Origin of the sequence: Pseudomonas resinovorans NBRC 106553 (genome assembly GCF_000412695.1) — a bacterium.
In the GTDB taxonomy this organism is placed as follows: domain Bacteria; phylum Pseudomonadota; class Gammaproteobacteria; order Pseudomonadales; family Pseudomonadaceae; genus Metapseudomonas; species Metapseudomonas resinovorans_A.
In genome coordinates this window covers 386,615-401,809 of sequence record NC_021499.1, presented here as the reverse complement: position 1 = coordinate 401,809, position 15,195 = coordinate 386,615, and the positions used below count along the sequence as shown (strand labels likewise).

The window sequence follows — 15,195 nt, the reverse complement described above, 5'->3', positions numbered from 1 at the left end:
CAAAAGGCGGCCCGCTCTTGGCGCAAGACCTCACCGACACCCCATCCAGCCCGGGCCGACAGCGACTTCAGAGCCCGCCCTCCAGCCCCCTTCCTAGACTGGCCGCCTCCCCTTCGAACACGGAGGCTCGCCATGAAAACCCGCATCGCCCTGCCCTTCTTCCTCACCTGCCTGGCCCTTCCCGCCCTGGCTGCGTACTGCCCGGCCTGGCCCACCTCCCGCGCCGAGGCGGAACTGGCGCTACTCGACCAGCAGATCGGCGAGTGGGACCTGACGTATCACAGCCAGGGCCGCTCGGCAGTGGACGACGAGCTCTACGACCAGGCCCGCGAACGCCAGAAACAACTGCATCGATGCTTCCCCTCGCTCGCCGCGCCACAACGTGACCCGCTGGCCGGCAACGCCGGAAAACATCATCACCCGGTGGCCCAGACCGGCCTCAACAAGCTGCGCGACGAAGCCGACCTGCGGCGCTGGATGGGCCAGCGTCGCGACCTCTGGGTCCAACCGAAGGTGGATGGCGTGGCGGTAACCCTGGTCTACCGCCAGGACCGGCTAAGGCGCGCCATCAGCCGTGGCGACGGCAGTCGTGGACAGGACTGGACCCACCACGCCCGGCGGATCGCCGCGATCCCCCAACAGCTGCCCGGCATCGCCGATGTCGTCCTGCAGGGCGAGCTGTACTGGCGGCTGGACGGGCATATCCAGGCTACCCAGGGCGGCCGCAATGCACGCGGCAAGGTGGCCGGGCTGCTCAATCGCCACGAACTGGACGAGCCCGAAGCCGACGGCATCGGCCTGTTCGTCTGGGACTGGCCGGACGGTCCGGCGGACATGCGCGAACGCCTGGCGGGTCTGCATGCCATGGGCTTCGCCGAGGCCCGGGCGCTGACCCGACCGGTGCGCGACGCGGAGGAGATCGCCGCCTGGCGCGAACGCTGGTACCGCACGCCCCTGCCATTCGCCAGCGACGGCATCGTCATCCGCCAGGGCAGCCGTCCGGACGCGGAGCGCTGGAAACCACAGCCGCCGCACTGGGCGGTGGCCTGGAAGTACCCCTTCGCCAAGGCCCTGGCCGAGGTCCGCGCGGTGGAGTTCAAGGTAGGCCGCACCGGCCGGATCACGCCGTTGTTGCAGCTGGCACCGGCGGAACTCGACGGCCGGCGTATCCGCACCATCGGCCTGGGTTCCCTCGAGCGCTGGCAGACGCTGGACATCCGCCCCGGCGACCAGGTGGCGATCGTCCTCGCCGGACAGACCGTTCCCCAGCTGGATTCGGTGGTGCTGCGCGCCGCGGAGCGCTCCTCGGTGTCGCCCCCCCTGGCCGGCGACTACCACGCGCTCAGTTGCCTGCGCCTGGTCAGCGGCTGCGAAGCACAGTTCCTCGCTCGCCTGGAATGGCTGGGCGGCCCCAAGGGGCTGGGCATGCGCGGGGTTGGGCGCGGCACCTGGGCACGCCTGGAGCTGGAGGGACTGCTCGACTGGCTGACGCTGGATGTCGCCACGCTGATGGAGAAACCGGGTATCGGCGCACGCCGCGCGGCACAGCTCACGCAGCAGTTCAGCGATGCCCGTGGCCGCCCGTTCGCGAAGTGGCTCAGGGCATTGGGTCTGCCGCCCATCGGGTCGGCACGGCTCGACGGCGACTGGGCGACGCTCAGCGGCCGCACGACACGGGACTGGCAAGCGCAGGGCGGCCTGGGGCCGGCCAGGGCAGGGCAACTGACGGCCTTCTTCCAGCACCCGGAGGTGCAGGCGCTGGCGGAACGGCTTCAGGCCGAAGGGATCGCCGGCTTTGCGGCACCTCAGTAGGCGCGGAATTCCTTGTGGCAGGCCTCGCAGCCGTCTTCGACCTTCTGTACCAGCGGCGCCATGCCCTGGGCGGTGAAGGGTCGGGTCTGGGCCGCGCTGGCGAGCTGGCCGGTGCTGGCTTCCAGCTCACGCACCAGCTGCTGGAAGCGCTCCTGGCGCTGCCAGACTTCGTCGCGGGCGGCGCTGTCTTCGTGGTCGTCGCTGACCTGGGGGAAATGCTGCCAGGGCTGGCGGGAGAGCTGGTCGAGCTTGGTCGCACCGTTGGCGAAGCGCTGCTCGTCGAAGCTGATGCGACCGCGCAGCATGCCACCGAGGTCTTCGCTGGTGCGCAACATGTCCTTGAAGATCGCCTGGCGCTTGCCCAGCGGCGAATTGGGGTCCACACCACCGCAGGCGGCCAGGGCCAGGCAGGTGGTGGCGAGGATCAGAAGCTTCTTGGCTTTCATCGGCAGGATCACGGGTAGGGCTGTAGGCGGGCGACAGGGTACTCCCAGCCGACCGACAATTGCCAAGGCGGCGACAGTTTGTCGCAGATCAATGAAAACCCGATCCACACCGCAGAGTCCGGCACTTTCAGCCAGAATGAGGCATCACCACCGGAGGAACGAACCGATGAAAAGACATCTCGCCCTGCCCCTGGCCAGCCTCCTCGCCGGCGTCCTGCTGGCCGTTCCAGCCCTGGCCGCCGACGGTGGCTGCGCCGCCAAGCGCGAAGCCATCCTGCAACGCATCGAGGCCGCCAAGGCCCAGGGCAACAGCGCCCAGCAGGCCGGCCTGGAAAAGGCCCTGGCCGAAGTGAAGGCCAACTGCACCGAGGCCAGCCTGCGCCAGGAGCGAGAGAACAAGGTGGCCGAGCAGCGCGACGAAGTCGCCGAGCGCGAGGCCGACCTGCGCGAAGCCCAGGCCCATGGCGATGCGCAGAAGATCGCCAAGCGCCAGGCCAAGCTGGATGAAGCCCGCGCCGAACTGAAAGCCGCCGAACAGGCGCTGCAGCCCTAAGTACCGACGCGCCGGGACCGGCGACGAACCCCGGCGTTAATCCTTGAACTTGTCCTTGATGTAGGTGATCTCGGTCTTGCCATGGGGCGCCGGCAGGCCGTCCGGGCCTATGTTGACGAAGACCATCTTGTCGATGGTGAGGATGCTCTTGCGGGTGATCTTGTTGCGCACTTCGCAGCACATGGTGATGGAGGTGCGGCCGAATGCGGTGGCGGTGATGCCCAGCTCGATGATGTCGCTCTGGCGCGCCGAACTGACGAAGTTGATCTCGGAGATGAACTTGGTGACCACCTGCTGGTTGCCGAGCTGGATGATGGCGTAGATGGCCGCCTCTTCATCGATCCACTTCAGCAGGCTGCCGCCGAACAGGGTGCCGTTGGGGTTGAGGTCCTCGGGCTTGATCCATTTGCGGGTGTGGAAATTCATGCATCGTCCTCCTTCTGTCGGATGCCAGGCATGATGCCCGGCTGCGCGCCGGCTGTCTCGGCAAGGCTTTCAATGACCTCCATAGGTATCGGAGCAAGCGACGGAAAGCCTTGGGCTTGCCGGCCGGCACCGCTATAATCGCCAGGTTTTTTCAAACGGTCGGCTCAGCCCGACCGTTCCCGCCACCCATTCGAGGGGCGCTGCAGCAAACCGGTGGTTTGTCAGGCTCGAATGGGGCGTTATCAAAACGCATCAACGGCGCCCATTCGCACACTACGAATGGAGACTCACGCATGAGCGCTGTCATGACGCCTGCCGATTTCACCGACTTCAAGGTCGCCGACATTTCCCTGGCTGCCTGGGGCCGCCGCGAACTGATCATCGCCGAATCCGAAATGCCCGCCCTCATGGGCCTGCGCCGCAAGTACGCCGGCCAGCAGCCTTTGCGCGGCGCGAAGATCCTCGGCTGCATCCACATGACCATCCAGACCGGCGTGCTCATCGAGACCCTGACCGCCCTGGGCGCCGAAGTGCGCTGGTCCTCCTGCAACATCTTCTCCACCCAGGACCAGGCCGCCGCCGCCATCGCCGCCGCCGGCATCCCGGTATTCGCCTGGAAGGGCGAGACCGAACAGGAGTACGAGTGGTGCATCGAGCAGACCATCCTCAAGGACGGCCAGCCCTGGGACGCCAACATGGTGCTGGACGACGGCGGTGACCTGACCGAGATCCTGCACAAGAAATACCCGCAGATGCTCGAACGCATCCACGGCGTCACCGAAGAAACCACCACCGGTGTGCACCGCCTGCTCGACATGCTCAAGGCCGGCACCCTGAAAGTCCCGGCGATCAACGTCAACGACGCCGTGACCAAGAGCAAGAACGACAACAAGTACGGCTGCCGTCACAGCCTGAACGACGCCATCAAGCGCGGCACCGACCACCTGCTGTCCGGCAAGCAGGCCCTGGTTATCGGCTACGGCGACGTGGGCAAGGGCTCGGCCCAGTCCCTGCGCCAGGAAGGCATGATCGTGAAGGTTTCCGAAATCGACCCGATCTGCGCCATGCAGGCCTGCATGGACGGCTTCGAGCTGGTCTCCCCCTACAAGAACGGCCTGAACGACGGCACCGAAGCCAGCGTCGACGCCGCGCTGCTGGGCAAGATCGACCTGATCGTCACCACCACCGGCAACGTCAACGTCTGTGACGCCGGCATGCTCAAGGCCCTGAAGAAGCGCGCCGTGGTCTGCAACATCGGCCACTTCGACAACGAGATCGACACCGCCTTCATGCGCAAGACCTGGGCCTGGGAAGAAGTGAAGCCGCAGGTGCACAAGATCCACCGCACCGGCGCCGGCAGCTTCGACCCGGCCAACGACGACTACCTGATCCTGCTGGCCGAAGGCCGCCTGGTGAACCTGGGCAACGCCACTGGCCACCCGAGCCGCATCATGGACGGCTCCTTCGCCAACCAGGTGCTGGCGCAGATCTTCCTGTTCGAACAGAAGTTCGCCGACCTCTCCGCTGAGAAGAAAGCCGAGCGCCTGACCGTGGAAGTACTGCCGAAGAAGCTGGACGAAGAAGTGGCCCTGGAAATGGTCAAGGGCTTCGGCGGCGTGGTCACCCAACTGACCAAGCAGCAGGCCGACTACATCGGCGTGACCGTGGAAGGTCCGTTCAAGCCGGACACCTACCGCTACTAAGAGCCATGGTCAGCAAGGCGCGGGAAGCATGCTTCCCGCGCCTTGAAGTCTGCCCCTGAAGGAAGTCTTCAATGTCCCAAGAACGCCGTTACAGCTTCGAGTTCTTCCCTGCCAAGACCGAAGCCGGGCATGAAAAACTCATGACCGTCGCCCGCAATCTGGCCAGCTACCAGCCGGATTTCTTCTCCTGCACCTACGGTGCCGGCGGCTCCACCCGCGACCGTACCCTGCAGACCGTTCTGCAGCTGGACGGCGAGGTGAAGGTCCCTACCGCTCCGCACCTGTCCTGCGTCGGTGACAGCAAGGCCGAACTGCGCGCCCTGCTCGCCCACTACAAGGACGCCGGCATCCAGCGCATCGTCGCCCTGCGCGGCGACCTGCCGTCCGGCATGGGCATGGCCAGCGGCGAACTGCGCTTCGCCAACGAGCTGGTGGAGTTCATCCGCACGGAAACCGGCGATCACTTCCACATCGAAGTGGCCGCCTATCCGGAAGTACACCCCCAGGCACGCAGCTACGAGTCCGACCTCGCCAACTTCGTGCGCAAGGTCAAGGCCGGCGCCAGCAGCGCCATCACCCAGTACTTCTTCAACGCCGACAGCTACTTCTACTTCGTCGAGCGCGTACGCAAGCTGGGCGTGGATATCCCGGTGGTGCCCGGCATCATGCCGATCACCAACTACAGCAAGCTGGCACGCTTCTCCGACGCCTGCGGCGCGGAGATCCCGCGCTGGGTGCGCAAGCAGTTGGAGTCCTACGGCGATGACGTGCAGAGCATCCAGGCCTTCGGCGAGCAAGTGATCACCGAGATGTGCGAGGAGCTGCTCCAGGGCGGCGCCCCGGGCCTGCACTTCTACACCCTGAACCAGGCCGAACCCAGCCTGGCGATCTGGAAGAACCTCAACCTGCCGCGCTGAGCGATGGGATGAGTTGGAAAAGCCGGGCATAGTCCCGGCTTTTTTCATGGTTCTATGCAGGCGAGAGAAGTACTCCGGCATAGCGAATTGGCAAGAACGGTTGTCCAGCTCATTGCCGAGTGGGCTGTAGGTTTCTGTTTCGCCTTCCCGGGCGAGTCCCTTTTGGCTGATTACCTGGGGGAAGTCTCCCTCTCCCCCGGCCCCTCTCCCGGAGGGAGAGGGGAGACGCAGCCCTGGTGCCGATGCCGGGCTGATATCGAGCTGAGAAGATGACGCCGCGCAAAGCGCCCCTTCAGGAGGCCGAGTGGAATCCTTGCGTAGGGGGACGAGCGGCATGGATGCCGCGAGAGGCGCGCGGGGCCATGGATGGCCCCTCGCGCCGTGCCCCCGGAGCAAGGATGGAGCGAGGGTAGTTTGGCGAAGCCAAACCCGGATGCAGGGGCAAGCCCTCTTGGTTACTTCTGGGGCGACTGCCAGAAGTGACTCGCCTGGGAAGGCGAAACAGAAACCTGCAGCCCACTCGGCAATGAGCCAGACGCCCACCACCCCCCATCCTGCTTATCGAAATAACCCTGGGTTATGCACGCACGCCTGAAATCCCGGCCCTGCCCGTCCCCACCTCCGCGCCATCCTCACCTTTGGCTATGGGCATAAGGAATATTCAGAAGTCAGGACGCCATCCCCAAACCTAGGATGCCCCCGCACCTGTCATCAGGCTGCAAAGAAGCGTGTGCCCGGCGGGACTTTCCGCGGGCCTTCTTTGACCAGGCGGAGAGCATCATGAAAAGAACAACAAAAGGCGCGCGGGCCCTGTACCCCAACGCCCTGGCCGTGGCTGTAGCCCTGTGCATCGCGCTACCGACCCAGGCCGCCAGCTTCAACATCGGGGAAATCGAGGGGCGTTTCGACTCCTCCCTGTCCATCGGCGCCAGCTGGGCCATGGACGACGCCGACAAGGCGTTCATCGGCAGGGCCAACGGCGGCACCGCCTCGACCCGCACCAGCGACGACGGCCGCTTGAACTTCAAGAAGGGCGAGACCTTCTCGAAGATCTTCAAGGGCATCCACGACCTCGAACTCAAGTACGGCGATACCGGGGTCTTCCTGCGCGGCAAGTACTGGTACGACTTCGAGCTGAAGGACGAAAGCCGCCCGCTCTACGACATCGACGACAGTGGCCGCGATCGCGCCGCCAAGTCCTCCGGCACCCAGCTGCTGGACGCCTTCCTCTACCACAACTACCTGCTGGGCGACCTTCCGGGCAGCGTGCGCGCGGGCAAGCAGGTGGTGAGCTGGGGCGAAAGCACCTTCATCGGCAACGGTATCAACGCCATCAACCCCACGGACGTCGCCGCGTTCCGCCGCCCAGGGTCCGAGATCAAGGAAGGCCTGATCCCGGTCAACATGCTCTACGTCACCCAGGGCCTGAGCGAGAACCTCTCGGTGGAGGCCTTCTACCAGCTGGAGTGGGAAAAGACCGTACTGGACAACTGCGGCACCTTCTTCAGCGCCGATACGGCGGCCCAGGGCTGCACCCTCGGCATGACCACCTTCGGCACCGACTTCGACCGCGACCCGGCGCGCTACGGCTGGGTGCCGCGCGAGGCCGACGACGAGGCCCGCGACGGTGGCCAGTTCGGCGTCGCCATGCGCTGGCTGGTGCCGGAGTTGAACGACACCGAGTTCGGCTTCTACGCCCTGAACTACCACAGCCGCACCCCGGAAAGCGTGTGGACCGTGGGCCAACCGAGCCTGGCCGCGCTCAGCGGCGCCCCCGGCCCTGCCACCACCCGCTACCAGCTGGCCTACCCCGAGGACATCCGCCTCTACGGCCTCAGCTTCGCCACCACCGCGCCCACCGGCACGGCCGTCTCGGGCGAGATCAGCCACCGGCCGAACATGCCGCTGGCCCTCAACGGCACGGACGTCTCCACCGCCGCCAGCGTCGGCCAGCTGGCCGACCTGCTGAACCTGGACGGCCTGGCGATCTTCGATACCGGCTGGGCCAGCACCGCTCCGGGTAGCCGCGTCCAGGGCTACAAGCGCCTGCCCTTCACCCAGGCCCAGGTCACCGCCGTGCACAGCTTCGACCAGGTAATGACGGCCGACCGCCTGACCGTCGTTGGCGAAGTGGGCTTCAGCCATATCAGCGACCTCGGCTCGGCCAACGGCTCGGACCTGCGTTTCGGCCGCAGCAGCGTCTACGGCATGGGCTCCCTGGCCGGCGCCGGCACCGTCGGCATCCCCGGCGTAGGCCTGCTCAGCGGCAACCAGCTGTGCACCGCGCTGCTGAACACCGCCAACCCCGACCAGTGCACCAGCAAGGGCTTCTACACCCAGAACTCCTGGGGCTACCGCCTGCGCGGCCAGCTGGAGTTCAACGACGCCATCGCCGGGGTGAACCTCAAGCCCAACCTGGCCTTCTCCCACGACGTCGACGGCTACGGCCCGACCTTCAACGAAGGCAACAAATCGGTGAGCGTCGGCCTGGATGCCGACTATCTGTCCACCTACACCGCCAGCCTGAGTTACACCGACTTCTTCGGCGGCGACTTCAACACCAACACCGACCGCGACTTCCTCGCCTTCAGCGTCGGCGTGAGCTTCTGAGGCCCTTGCACATGAGAACGACCATGATCGATTCACGACTCCTGCGCGCCGGCTGCATCGGCCTCGGCCTGCTCGCCACCCAGGCGCTGGCCGCCGTGCCGGCCGACCAGGTCGCGCGCCTTGGCGCCGACCTCACCCCGATGGGCGCCGAACGGGCCGGCAACGCCGATGGCAGCATCCCTGCCTGGACCGGCGGCCTGGCCAAGGACGCCGGCCAGCGTGACGCCGACGGCTTCCTTGAAGACCCCTTCGCCGCCGACCAGCCGCTGTTCACCATCACCGCGCAGAACGCCGAGCAGTACAAGGACAAGCTCACCCCCGGCCAGCTCGCCCTGTTCAAGCGCTACCCGGACAGCTACCGCATCCCGGTCTACCCCACCCGCCGCTCCATTGGCCTGCCCCAGGGCTACCTGGACCTCACCCGCGAGAACGCCGCCAACACCCAACTGGTGGAAAACGGCAACGGCCTGCAGCACTACAAGAGCGGCGGCCTGCCGTTCGCCATCCCGCAGAATGGCCTGGAAGTGATCTGGAACCACATCGGGCGCTATCGCGGCCTGTCCTACCAGCGCATGGTGGTCCAGGCCTCGCCACAGGCCAACGGCGCCTACACGCCAAGCCTGATCAAGCAGCAACTGGCCTACCCGGTGGACCTCTCCGACTACGCCCCGCAGGAGATGGCGAACCTTCTCTACTTCTACCGCGAGGAGTTCCTCTCACCGGCGCGCCTGGCCGGCGGCGTGCTGCTGGTCCACGAGACCATCAACCAGGTGACGGAGCCGCGCATGGCCTGGCAATACAACGCCGGCCAGCGCCGCGTGCGCCGGGCCCCGCAGATCGCCTACGACAGCCCCGGCGCCGAAGGCATGCGTACCCTGGATGACTTCGACATGTTCAACGGCGCGCCGGACCGCTTCGACTGGAAGCTGGTGGGCAAGCAGGAGCTGTACATCCCCTACAACGCCTACAAGCTGGGCTCGCCCAAGCTGAAATACAGCGACATCATCAAGCCCGGCCACCTCAACCCCGAGCACACCCGCTACGAGCTGCACCGGGTCTGGCACGTGACCGCGACCCTGAAGCCAGGCCAGCGCCACATCTACTCACGGCGCGACCTGTACATCGACGAAGACAGCTGGCAGGCCGCCGAAGCCGACGCCTATGACGGTCGCGGCAACCTCTGGCGCGTTTCCGAAGGCCACACCAGTTTCTTCTACGACCAGCAGGTGCCGCTGTTCAACGCCGAGACCCACTACGACGTGCTGTCCGGGCGCTACGCGGTGAACGCGCTGTACAACGAACAGAAGAACGCCTACCAGTTCGACCTCGGCTACAGCCGCAAGCAGTTCACCCCCAGCGCCCTGCGCGCCACGGGCATTCGCTGACAACACCGGTCGCGCTCCAACTTGGCGGCCTTCGGGCCGCCTTTTTTCCTAGTCCTAGGTCCTGCGGTTCGCACAACCCGTAGGATGGGTTGAGCCTGCGATACCCATCAATCCGAACCGCATGGGTATCGCTCCGCTCAACCCATCCTACGATCCGTTGGGCCGTCCTTTCTCCGCACGGACGACCGCTCCGTCTGCCTCTGCAACTTCTCTTTACAGCAACAGGCCCGCTTCTTGCCTTACAGTCGGCCCCACCAGCGAACTCATCCGGGCCCGTACATGAAGTTGCACCAGCTCCGCGCCATAGTCGCGATCTGCGAAAGTGGCAGCATCCAGGAAGCCTCGCGGCTGCTGCACATCTCCCAGCCCGCCCTGTCCAAGGGCATCAAGGAACTCGAGACCGAGCTGGGCGTCCCCCTGCTGGTGCGCTCCAATCGCGGCATCACCCTGACCGAATACGGCGAGCGCCTGGTGCGACGCGCCCGGCTGATCCTCGAAGAAGTGCGCCGCGCCCGCGACGAGATCGAAACCCTCAAGGGGGTGATGGACGGCAAGGTGTCCATCGGCGTCTCGCCGGTGACCCCGGGCGCCCAGTTCATCACCAGCCTCAACCGCTACCGCAAGCGCTACCCCAAGGTGCAGGTGCAGATCCACGAGCTGCGCCCGTCGAAGCTGATGGAGGGCCTGCGCGAAGGCCAACTGGACCTGGTACTCACCTCGCTGCCGGCCAACCGCAGCAGCGACGGCTTCCACTGGACCGAGCTGTACGCCCAACCCACGGTGCTGGCGGTGCGCAAGGGCCATCCGCTGCGCCATGCCCGCTCCCTCGTCGAGCTGCGCGACCAGGAGTGGCTGCTGCAGGATTCCCTGGAGCAATCGCGGGTCGGCTGGATGTTCGAGACCTACCAGGTGGAGCCGCCGGAGCGGGTCATCGAGTGCGCCTCGGTGGTGCTGTTCTCCGAACTGGCGCTGAACACCGACGCGGTGAGCTACTGGTCGCTGCGGGTGCTCGAACACGTACGCAAGCTCGGCCAGGAGCTGGACATCGTCGACCTGGTGGAACAGATCCCGCCGATGAACATCTCCCTGGTCTGCCGTGACCAGGAGTTGATGACCCGCGAAGCCAAGGCGCTCACCGACGAGTTCATCTACGCCTACAAGAACCCCCAGGCCCAGCGCCTCTCCGCTTCCTGACCCCGCCAGCCCACGCCGCGCGGCACTCTCACGGGTGCGCGGCGGGTGCATAACCAAAGCTGATACGCATACCAAGAGGTGATTATCCCGCGCGCCTGGGCTCCGGCATGCTGCGCCCCATCCTGATCACGACAACAAGGGCAAACCATGCAGCTGATCCCGGAGATCCTGGCCTGGCAGGAGGAGTTCTCGCAGATTCGCCGTCAGATCCACCAGCACCCTGAACTGGGTTTCGAAGAATCCGCCACCGCCGCGCTGGTGGCCGGCTATCTGCGCCAGTGGGGCTACGAAGTCCATGAACGTATCGGCGGCACCGGCGTGGTGGGTGTGCTGCGGCAGGGCGACAGCCCGCGCAGCATCGGCATCCGCGCCGACATGGACGCCCTGCCGATAGCCGAGGAAAGCGGCGTTCCCCACGCCAGCCGCAACGCCGGCAAGATGCACGCCTGCGGCCATGACGGCCACACCGCCATCCTGCTCAGCGCCGCCCGCTACCTGGCCGAGACCCGCCGCTTCGATGGCACCCTGAACCTGATCTTCCAGCCCGCCGAGGAAACCCTCCAGGGCGCGCGGCGGATGATCGAGGACGGCCTGTTCGAGCGCTTCCCCTGCGACGCGGTGTACGCCCTGCACAACATGCCGGGGCTGCCGGTGGGGATGTTCGTCAGCCAGCCGGGAGCCATGAGCGCCTCCTCCGACGTGGCGACCATCCGCCTGGTCGGCGTCGGCGGCCACGGCGCCATGCCGCACAAGGCCCGCGACCCGATAGTCGCCGCCGCCGAGCTGGTGCTGGCCCTGCAGAGCATAGTCGCGCGCAACCTGCCGGCCGGCGAAGTGGGCGTGGTCACGGTCGGCGCGATCCACGCCGGCGACGCCCCCAACGTGATCCCGGATGTTGCCACCCTCAAGCTCAGCGTGCGCGCCACCAACCCGGACATCCGCGCGCTGCTGCGCCGGCGCATCAGCGAGATCAGCCAGGGCGTGGCCCTGGCCCACGGCATCGAACTGGGCCTCGACTACGACGAGCGCATCGGCGTGCTGGTCAACACCCCGGCGGAAACCGCCTTGCTGCAGCAGGTGGCGCGCGGCCTGGTGGGCGATAGGGCGGTGCTCACCAGCGTGCCCTCGGGCTACCTGGGCAGCGAGGACTTCGCCTCCATGCTGGAGGTGCGCCCCGGCTGCTACATGGTGCTCGGCAATGGCAACAGCGGCCCGAGCGGCTGCATGGTCCACAACCCCGGCTACGACTTCAACGACTCCGCCATCCCCTTCGGCGCCAGCCTCTGGGCGCGCCTGGTGGAAACCTACCTGAACGAGGCCTGAGCCATGAATGCCCCTTCCGACAACCGCCGCCCGCTGGTGGTTGCCCTGCTGATGGCCGTGATGGTCATCAGCGTGCTCGACAAGAGCATCTTCGCCTTCGCCGGCCCGCAGATCATCGACGAGCTGAAGCTTTCGCCCGAGCAGTTCGGCTTCATCGGCAGCGCCTTCTTCTTCCTCTACTCCCTCTCCGGGGTGCTGGTGGGTTTTCTCGCCAACCGCCTGCCGAGCCGCCACATCCTCGCCGGCATGTCCCTGGTGTGGATGGTCGCCCAACTGCTGACTGCGCTATCCAGCAGCTTCTTCGCCCTGGTGGCCAGCCGCATGCTGCTCGGCGCCGGCTGCGGACCGGGCACCGCGGTGACCCAGCACGCCTGCTTCAAGTGGTACGCGCCGCGCGAGCGGGTGCTGCCCTCGGCCTTGATCCAGGTGGCGCTGATGCTCGGTGCCATAGCCGGCGCCCTGTCGCTGCCGCTGCTGATCGAGCACCTGGGCTGGCGCATGGGCTACCTGCTCCTCGCCGCCATCGGCCTGGTCTGGCTGCTCCTGTGGCGGGTCTACGGCCGCGAGGGGGAACATGACGACGCCGAAGGCGAAACCGGCGGCGGCAACGCGCCCTACCGCCAGTTGCTGCTCAACCGCACCTTCGTCTTCATCACCCTGGCCGGTTTCTGCTGCTACCTGCCCACCGCGCTGATCTTCAGCTGGGTACCGGTGTACCTGCAGAAGGGCATGGCACTGACGCCGATGCAGTCCGGCTACGTGGTGATGGCCGCCACCGTCGGCGTGATCATCCTCAACCTGCTGGTTTCCGGCCTTTCCCAACGCGCCCTCAAGCGCGGCGCCAGCGTGCGCCTGGCGATGGTCATGCCGCCCATGCTGGCCTGCCTGGGCGCCGGCGTCGCCATGAGCCTGATGGGCTTCCTCGAGCAGGGCCTGGGCGCGACCCTGGCGCTGTACGTGGTGGGCGGCATCCTGGTGAACCTGCTGCCGACCTTCGCCAACAGTATCGTCGCCTTCATCGCCCCACCCCGTCAGCGCGGCAGCATGCTGGCCATCCACATCGGCCTGATGACCAGCGCCGGCATGCTCGCTCCCCATGTGGTCGGCCAGGCCATCGGCTGGGCAGGCGGCGACATCGCCAAGGGCTTCGAGCTGGCCGTCGGCCTGTTCGGCCTGGCCCTGATCGCCGGCGGCGCCCTCGGCCTGCGCCTGATCGACCCGGAACGCAGCCGCGCCCAACTCGCTTCCCACACCACCGAATCCGTCAACGCACCGGCCCCGAGCCAGGCCTGAGTCAGGAAATCCGCCCCATGCACAAACGCGTCCCCTCGCCCCAGCAGCGCCCCGAATCCATCGGCCTGCAACCAACCTGGCGCAACGCCGATGTCGAAGACGGCTTCTGCGTGGTCGCCGTCGGCGACATCATCATCACCCACGGCATCCGCGACAAACTCGCGCGCAAGTCGCCGGAGCTGCTCGAGATCCTCAAACGCGGCGACGCCGTGGTGGGCAACTACGAATGCACCGCCATCGACTTCAACACCTACGACGGCTACCCCGAGGCACTGTCCGGCTTCTCCTGGCTGATCAGCGATGCCGACGCCCCGGCGGACCTGGCCAGCATCGGTTTCAACCTGATGTCCCGGGCCAACAACCATGCCCTGGACTGGGGCGCGGCCGGCCTGCGCATGACCGACAGGCTGCTCGATGAAGCCGGCATCGCCCACGCCGGCACCGGTAACAGCCTCGCCGCCGCGCGGGCACCGGCCTTCATCAACACCGACAAGGCGCGGGTGTCGCTGATCTCCTATGCCACCACCTTCGAAGCCAATGCCCCGGCGGCCGACGGACTCGGCGTGGTGCCGCCGCGCCCCGGCCTGAACCCGTTGCGTACCACGCCCCACCGCCTGGTATCGGCGGAAGACTTCGCCGTACTCAAGCGCCTCAATGCCCAGGAGGCCTTCCAGGACCACTACCTGCTCAGGACCCTGCATGGCGAACACAGCGTGCACCTGGGGATGGCCCTGCACTACCGCGTCGACCCAAGCGCCGCGCCGGGCACCGTGCGCATCCACTACGAGTGCGACAAGCTCGATTCGGCCGACATCCTGCGCAACCTGCGCCAGGCCAAGCAGAGCAGCGACTTCACCATCGTCGCGCAGCACACCCACGAGCCGGACAACCAGTGCGTCGAGGTGCCCAACTACCTGCCGGCCCTGGCCCGCCAGCTGGTGGACAATGGCGCCGACATGCTCTGCGGCCACGGCCCGCACCAGATCCGCGGCATCGAGGTCTACAACGGCAAGCCGCTGCTCTACTCCCTGGGCAACTTCTGCTTCATGGACAACAGCATGCAGGTGATGCCCGCAGACAAGTGGGAAAGTCGCGAGTGGATGGCCGCCGAGGCCTTCGTCGGGCCCAAGGGCATCACGAACCCGCGCCTGACCACCCCGGCCGAGTTCCTCGAATGGAAGCGCGTGGTGGGCATCTTCAGCGAGCCAGTGTGGTTCGAGAGCGTGGTCGCCGAATGCCGCTTCAAGGCCGACGGCCGCCTCAAGGAATTGCTGCTGCACCCCATCGAACTGGGCTTCGACGGACGTGACGCCGAGCGCGGCATCCCGCGCCTGGCCTTCGACAACGACGACAACCAGCAGCAGGCCCGGCGCATCCTCGAACGCCTGCAGGCGCTGTCCGCCGAGTTCGGCACGCGGATCGAAATCGACACCCTGGAGATCGGCCAGCGTGTCAGCAGCGTCGGCCGGGTCGTGCTCGCCGACGCCTGATCGCCCCGCGCCGACCGGCGCCCGGCGCGGCAGCCCACCCGGC

The 15,195-nt window shown here is 66.7% G+C and carries 12 protein-coding genes and 1 riboswitch; of the genes, 10 read left to right on the top strand and 2 right to left on the bottom strand.

Annotation, left to right across the window (positions count from 1 at the left end):
• The first annotated feature begins 132 nt into the window (after positions 1–132).
• Complete coding sequence (ligB, locus tag PCA10_RS01815; RefSeq protein ID WP_016490312.1) at positions 133–1,812, top strand: NAD-dependent DNA ligase LigB; 1,680 nt, start codon at positions 133–135, stop codon at positions 1,810–1,812.
• Here ligB and PCA10_RS01810 read toward each other — a convergent pair.
• Complete coding sequence (locus PCA10_RS01810; protein ID WP_016490311.1) at positions 1,806–2,258, bottom strand: c-type cytochrome; 453 nt, start codon at positions 2,256–2,258, stop codon at positions 1,806–1,808. The genes ligB and PCA10_RS01810 overlap by 7 nt on opposite strands.
• Positions 2,259–2,424: 166 nt before the next feature.
• On the opposite strand from PCA10_RS01810, the gene PCA10_RS01805 reads away from it, so the two are divergent.
• Positions 2,425–2,811, top strand: coding sequence for a DUF1090 domain-containing protein (locus PCA10_RS01805; RefSeq protein ID WP_016490310.1), 387 nt, complete (start codon positions 2,425–2,427; stop codon positions 2,809–2,811).
• Between the two features lie 36 nt (positions 2,812–2,847).
• On the opposite strand, the gene PCA10_RS01800 is transcribed toward PCA10_RS01805, so the two are convergent.
• On the bottom strand, positions 2,848–3,237 hold the full coding sequence (locus PCA10_RS01800) for an acyl-CoA thioesterase (RefSeq protein ID WP_016490309.1): 390 nt from the start codon (positions 3,235–3,237) through the stop codon (positions 2,848–2,850).
• 186 nt (positions 3,238–3,423) lie between these two features.
• A riboswitch (S-adenosyl-L-homocysteine riboswitch) is annotated at positions 3,424–3,508 on the top strand.
• 22 nt (positions 3,509–3,530) lie between these two features.
• On the opposite strand from PCA10_RS01800, the gene ahcY reads away from it, so the two are divergent.
• The 8 genes from ahcY (at position 3,531) to PCA10_RS01760 (ending at position 15,152) form a co-directional block, all read left to right on the top strand.
• Positions 3,531–4,940 (top strand): adenosylhomocysteinase, encoded by a 1,410-nt coding sequence (gene ahcY, locus PCA10_RS01795; RefSeq protein ID WP_041770102.1) that lies wholly within the window; start codon positions 3,531–3,533, stop codon positions 4,938–4,940.
• Between the two features lie 71 nt (positions 4,941–5,011).
• Positions 5,012–5,857 (top strand): methylenetetrahydrofolate reductase [NAD(P)H], encoded by an 846-nt coding sequence (metF, locus tag PCA10_RS01790; protein WP_016490307.1) that lies wholly within the window; start codon positions 5,012–5,014, stop codon positions 5,855–5,857.
• A gap of 780 nt (positions 5,858–6,637) precedes the next feature.
• On the top strand, positions 6,638–8,467 hold the full coding sequence (locus PCA10_RS01785) for a DUF1302 domain-containing protein (RefSeq protein ID WP_016490306.1): 1,830 nt from the start codon (positions 6,638–6,640) through the stop codon (positions 8,465–8,467).
• Between the two features lie 11 nt (positions 8,468–8,478).
• Positions 8,479–9,852 carry a DUF1329 domain-containing protein gene (locus PCA10_RS01780; protein ID WP_041770101.1) on the top strand — a complete coding sequence of 458 codons (1,374 nt, stop codon included), beginning with the start codon at positions 8,479–8,481 and terminating at the stop codon, positions 9,850–9,852.
• 279 nt (positions 9,853–10,131) lie between these two features.
• Positions 10,132–11,046, top strand: coding sequence for a LysR family transcriptional regulator (locus PCA10_RS01775; RefSeq protein ID WP_016490304.1), 915 nt, complete (start codon positions 10,132–10,134; stop codon positions 11,044–11,046).
• A 147-nt stretch (positions 11,047–11,193) separates the two neighbouring features.
• Positions 11,194–12,369 (top strand): M20 aminoacylase family protein, encoded by a 1,176-nt coding sequence (locus tag PCA10_RS01770; RefSeq protein WP_016490303.1) that lies wholly within the window; start codon positions 11,194–11,196, stop codon positions 12,367–12,369.
• A gap of 3 nt (positions 12,370–12,372) precedes the next feature.
• Positions 12,373–13,662 (top strand): MFS transporter, encoded by a 1,290-nt coding sequence (locus tag PCA10_RS01765; protein ID WP_016490302.1) that lies wholly within the window; start codon positions 12,373–12,375, stop codon positions 13,660–13,662.
• Between the two features lie 17 nt (positions 13,663–13,679).
• Complete coding sequence (locus tag PCA10_RS01760; RefSeq protein ID WP_016490301.1) at positions 13,680–15,152, top strand: CapA family protein; 1,473 nt, start codon at positions 13,680–13,682, stop codon at positions 15,150–15,152.
• Positions 15,153–15,195 lie beyond the last annotated feature (43 nt).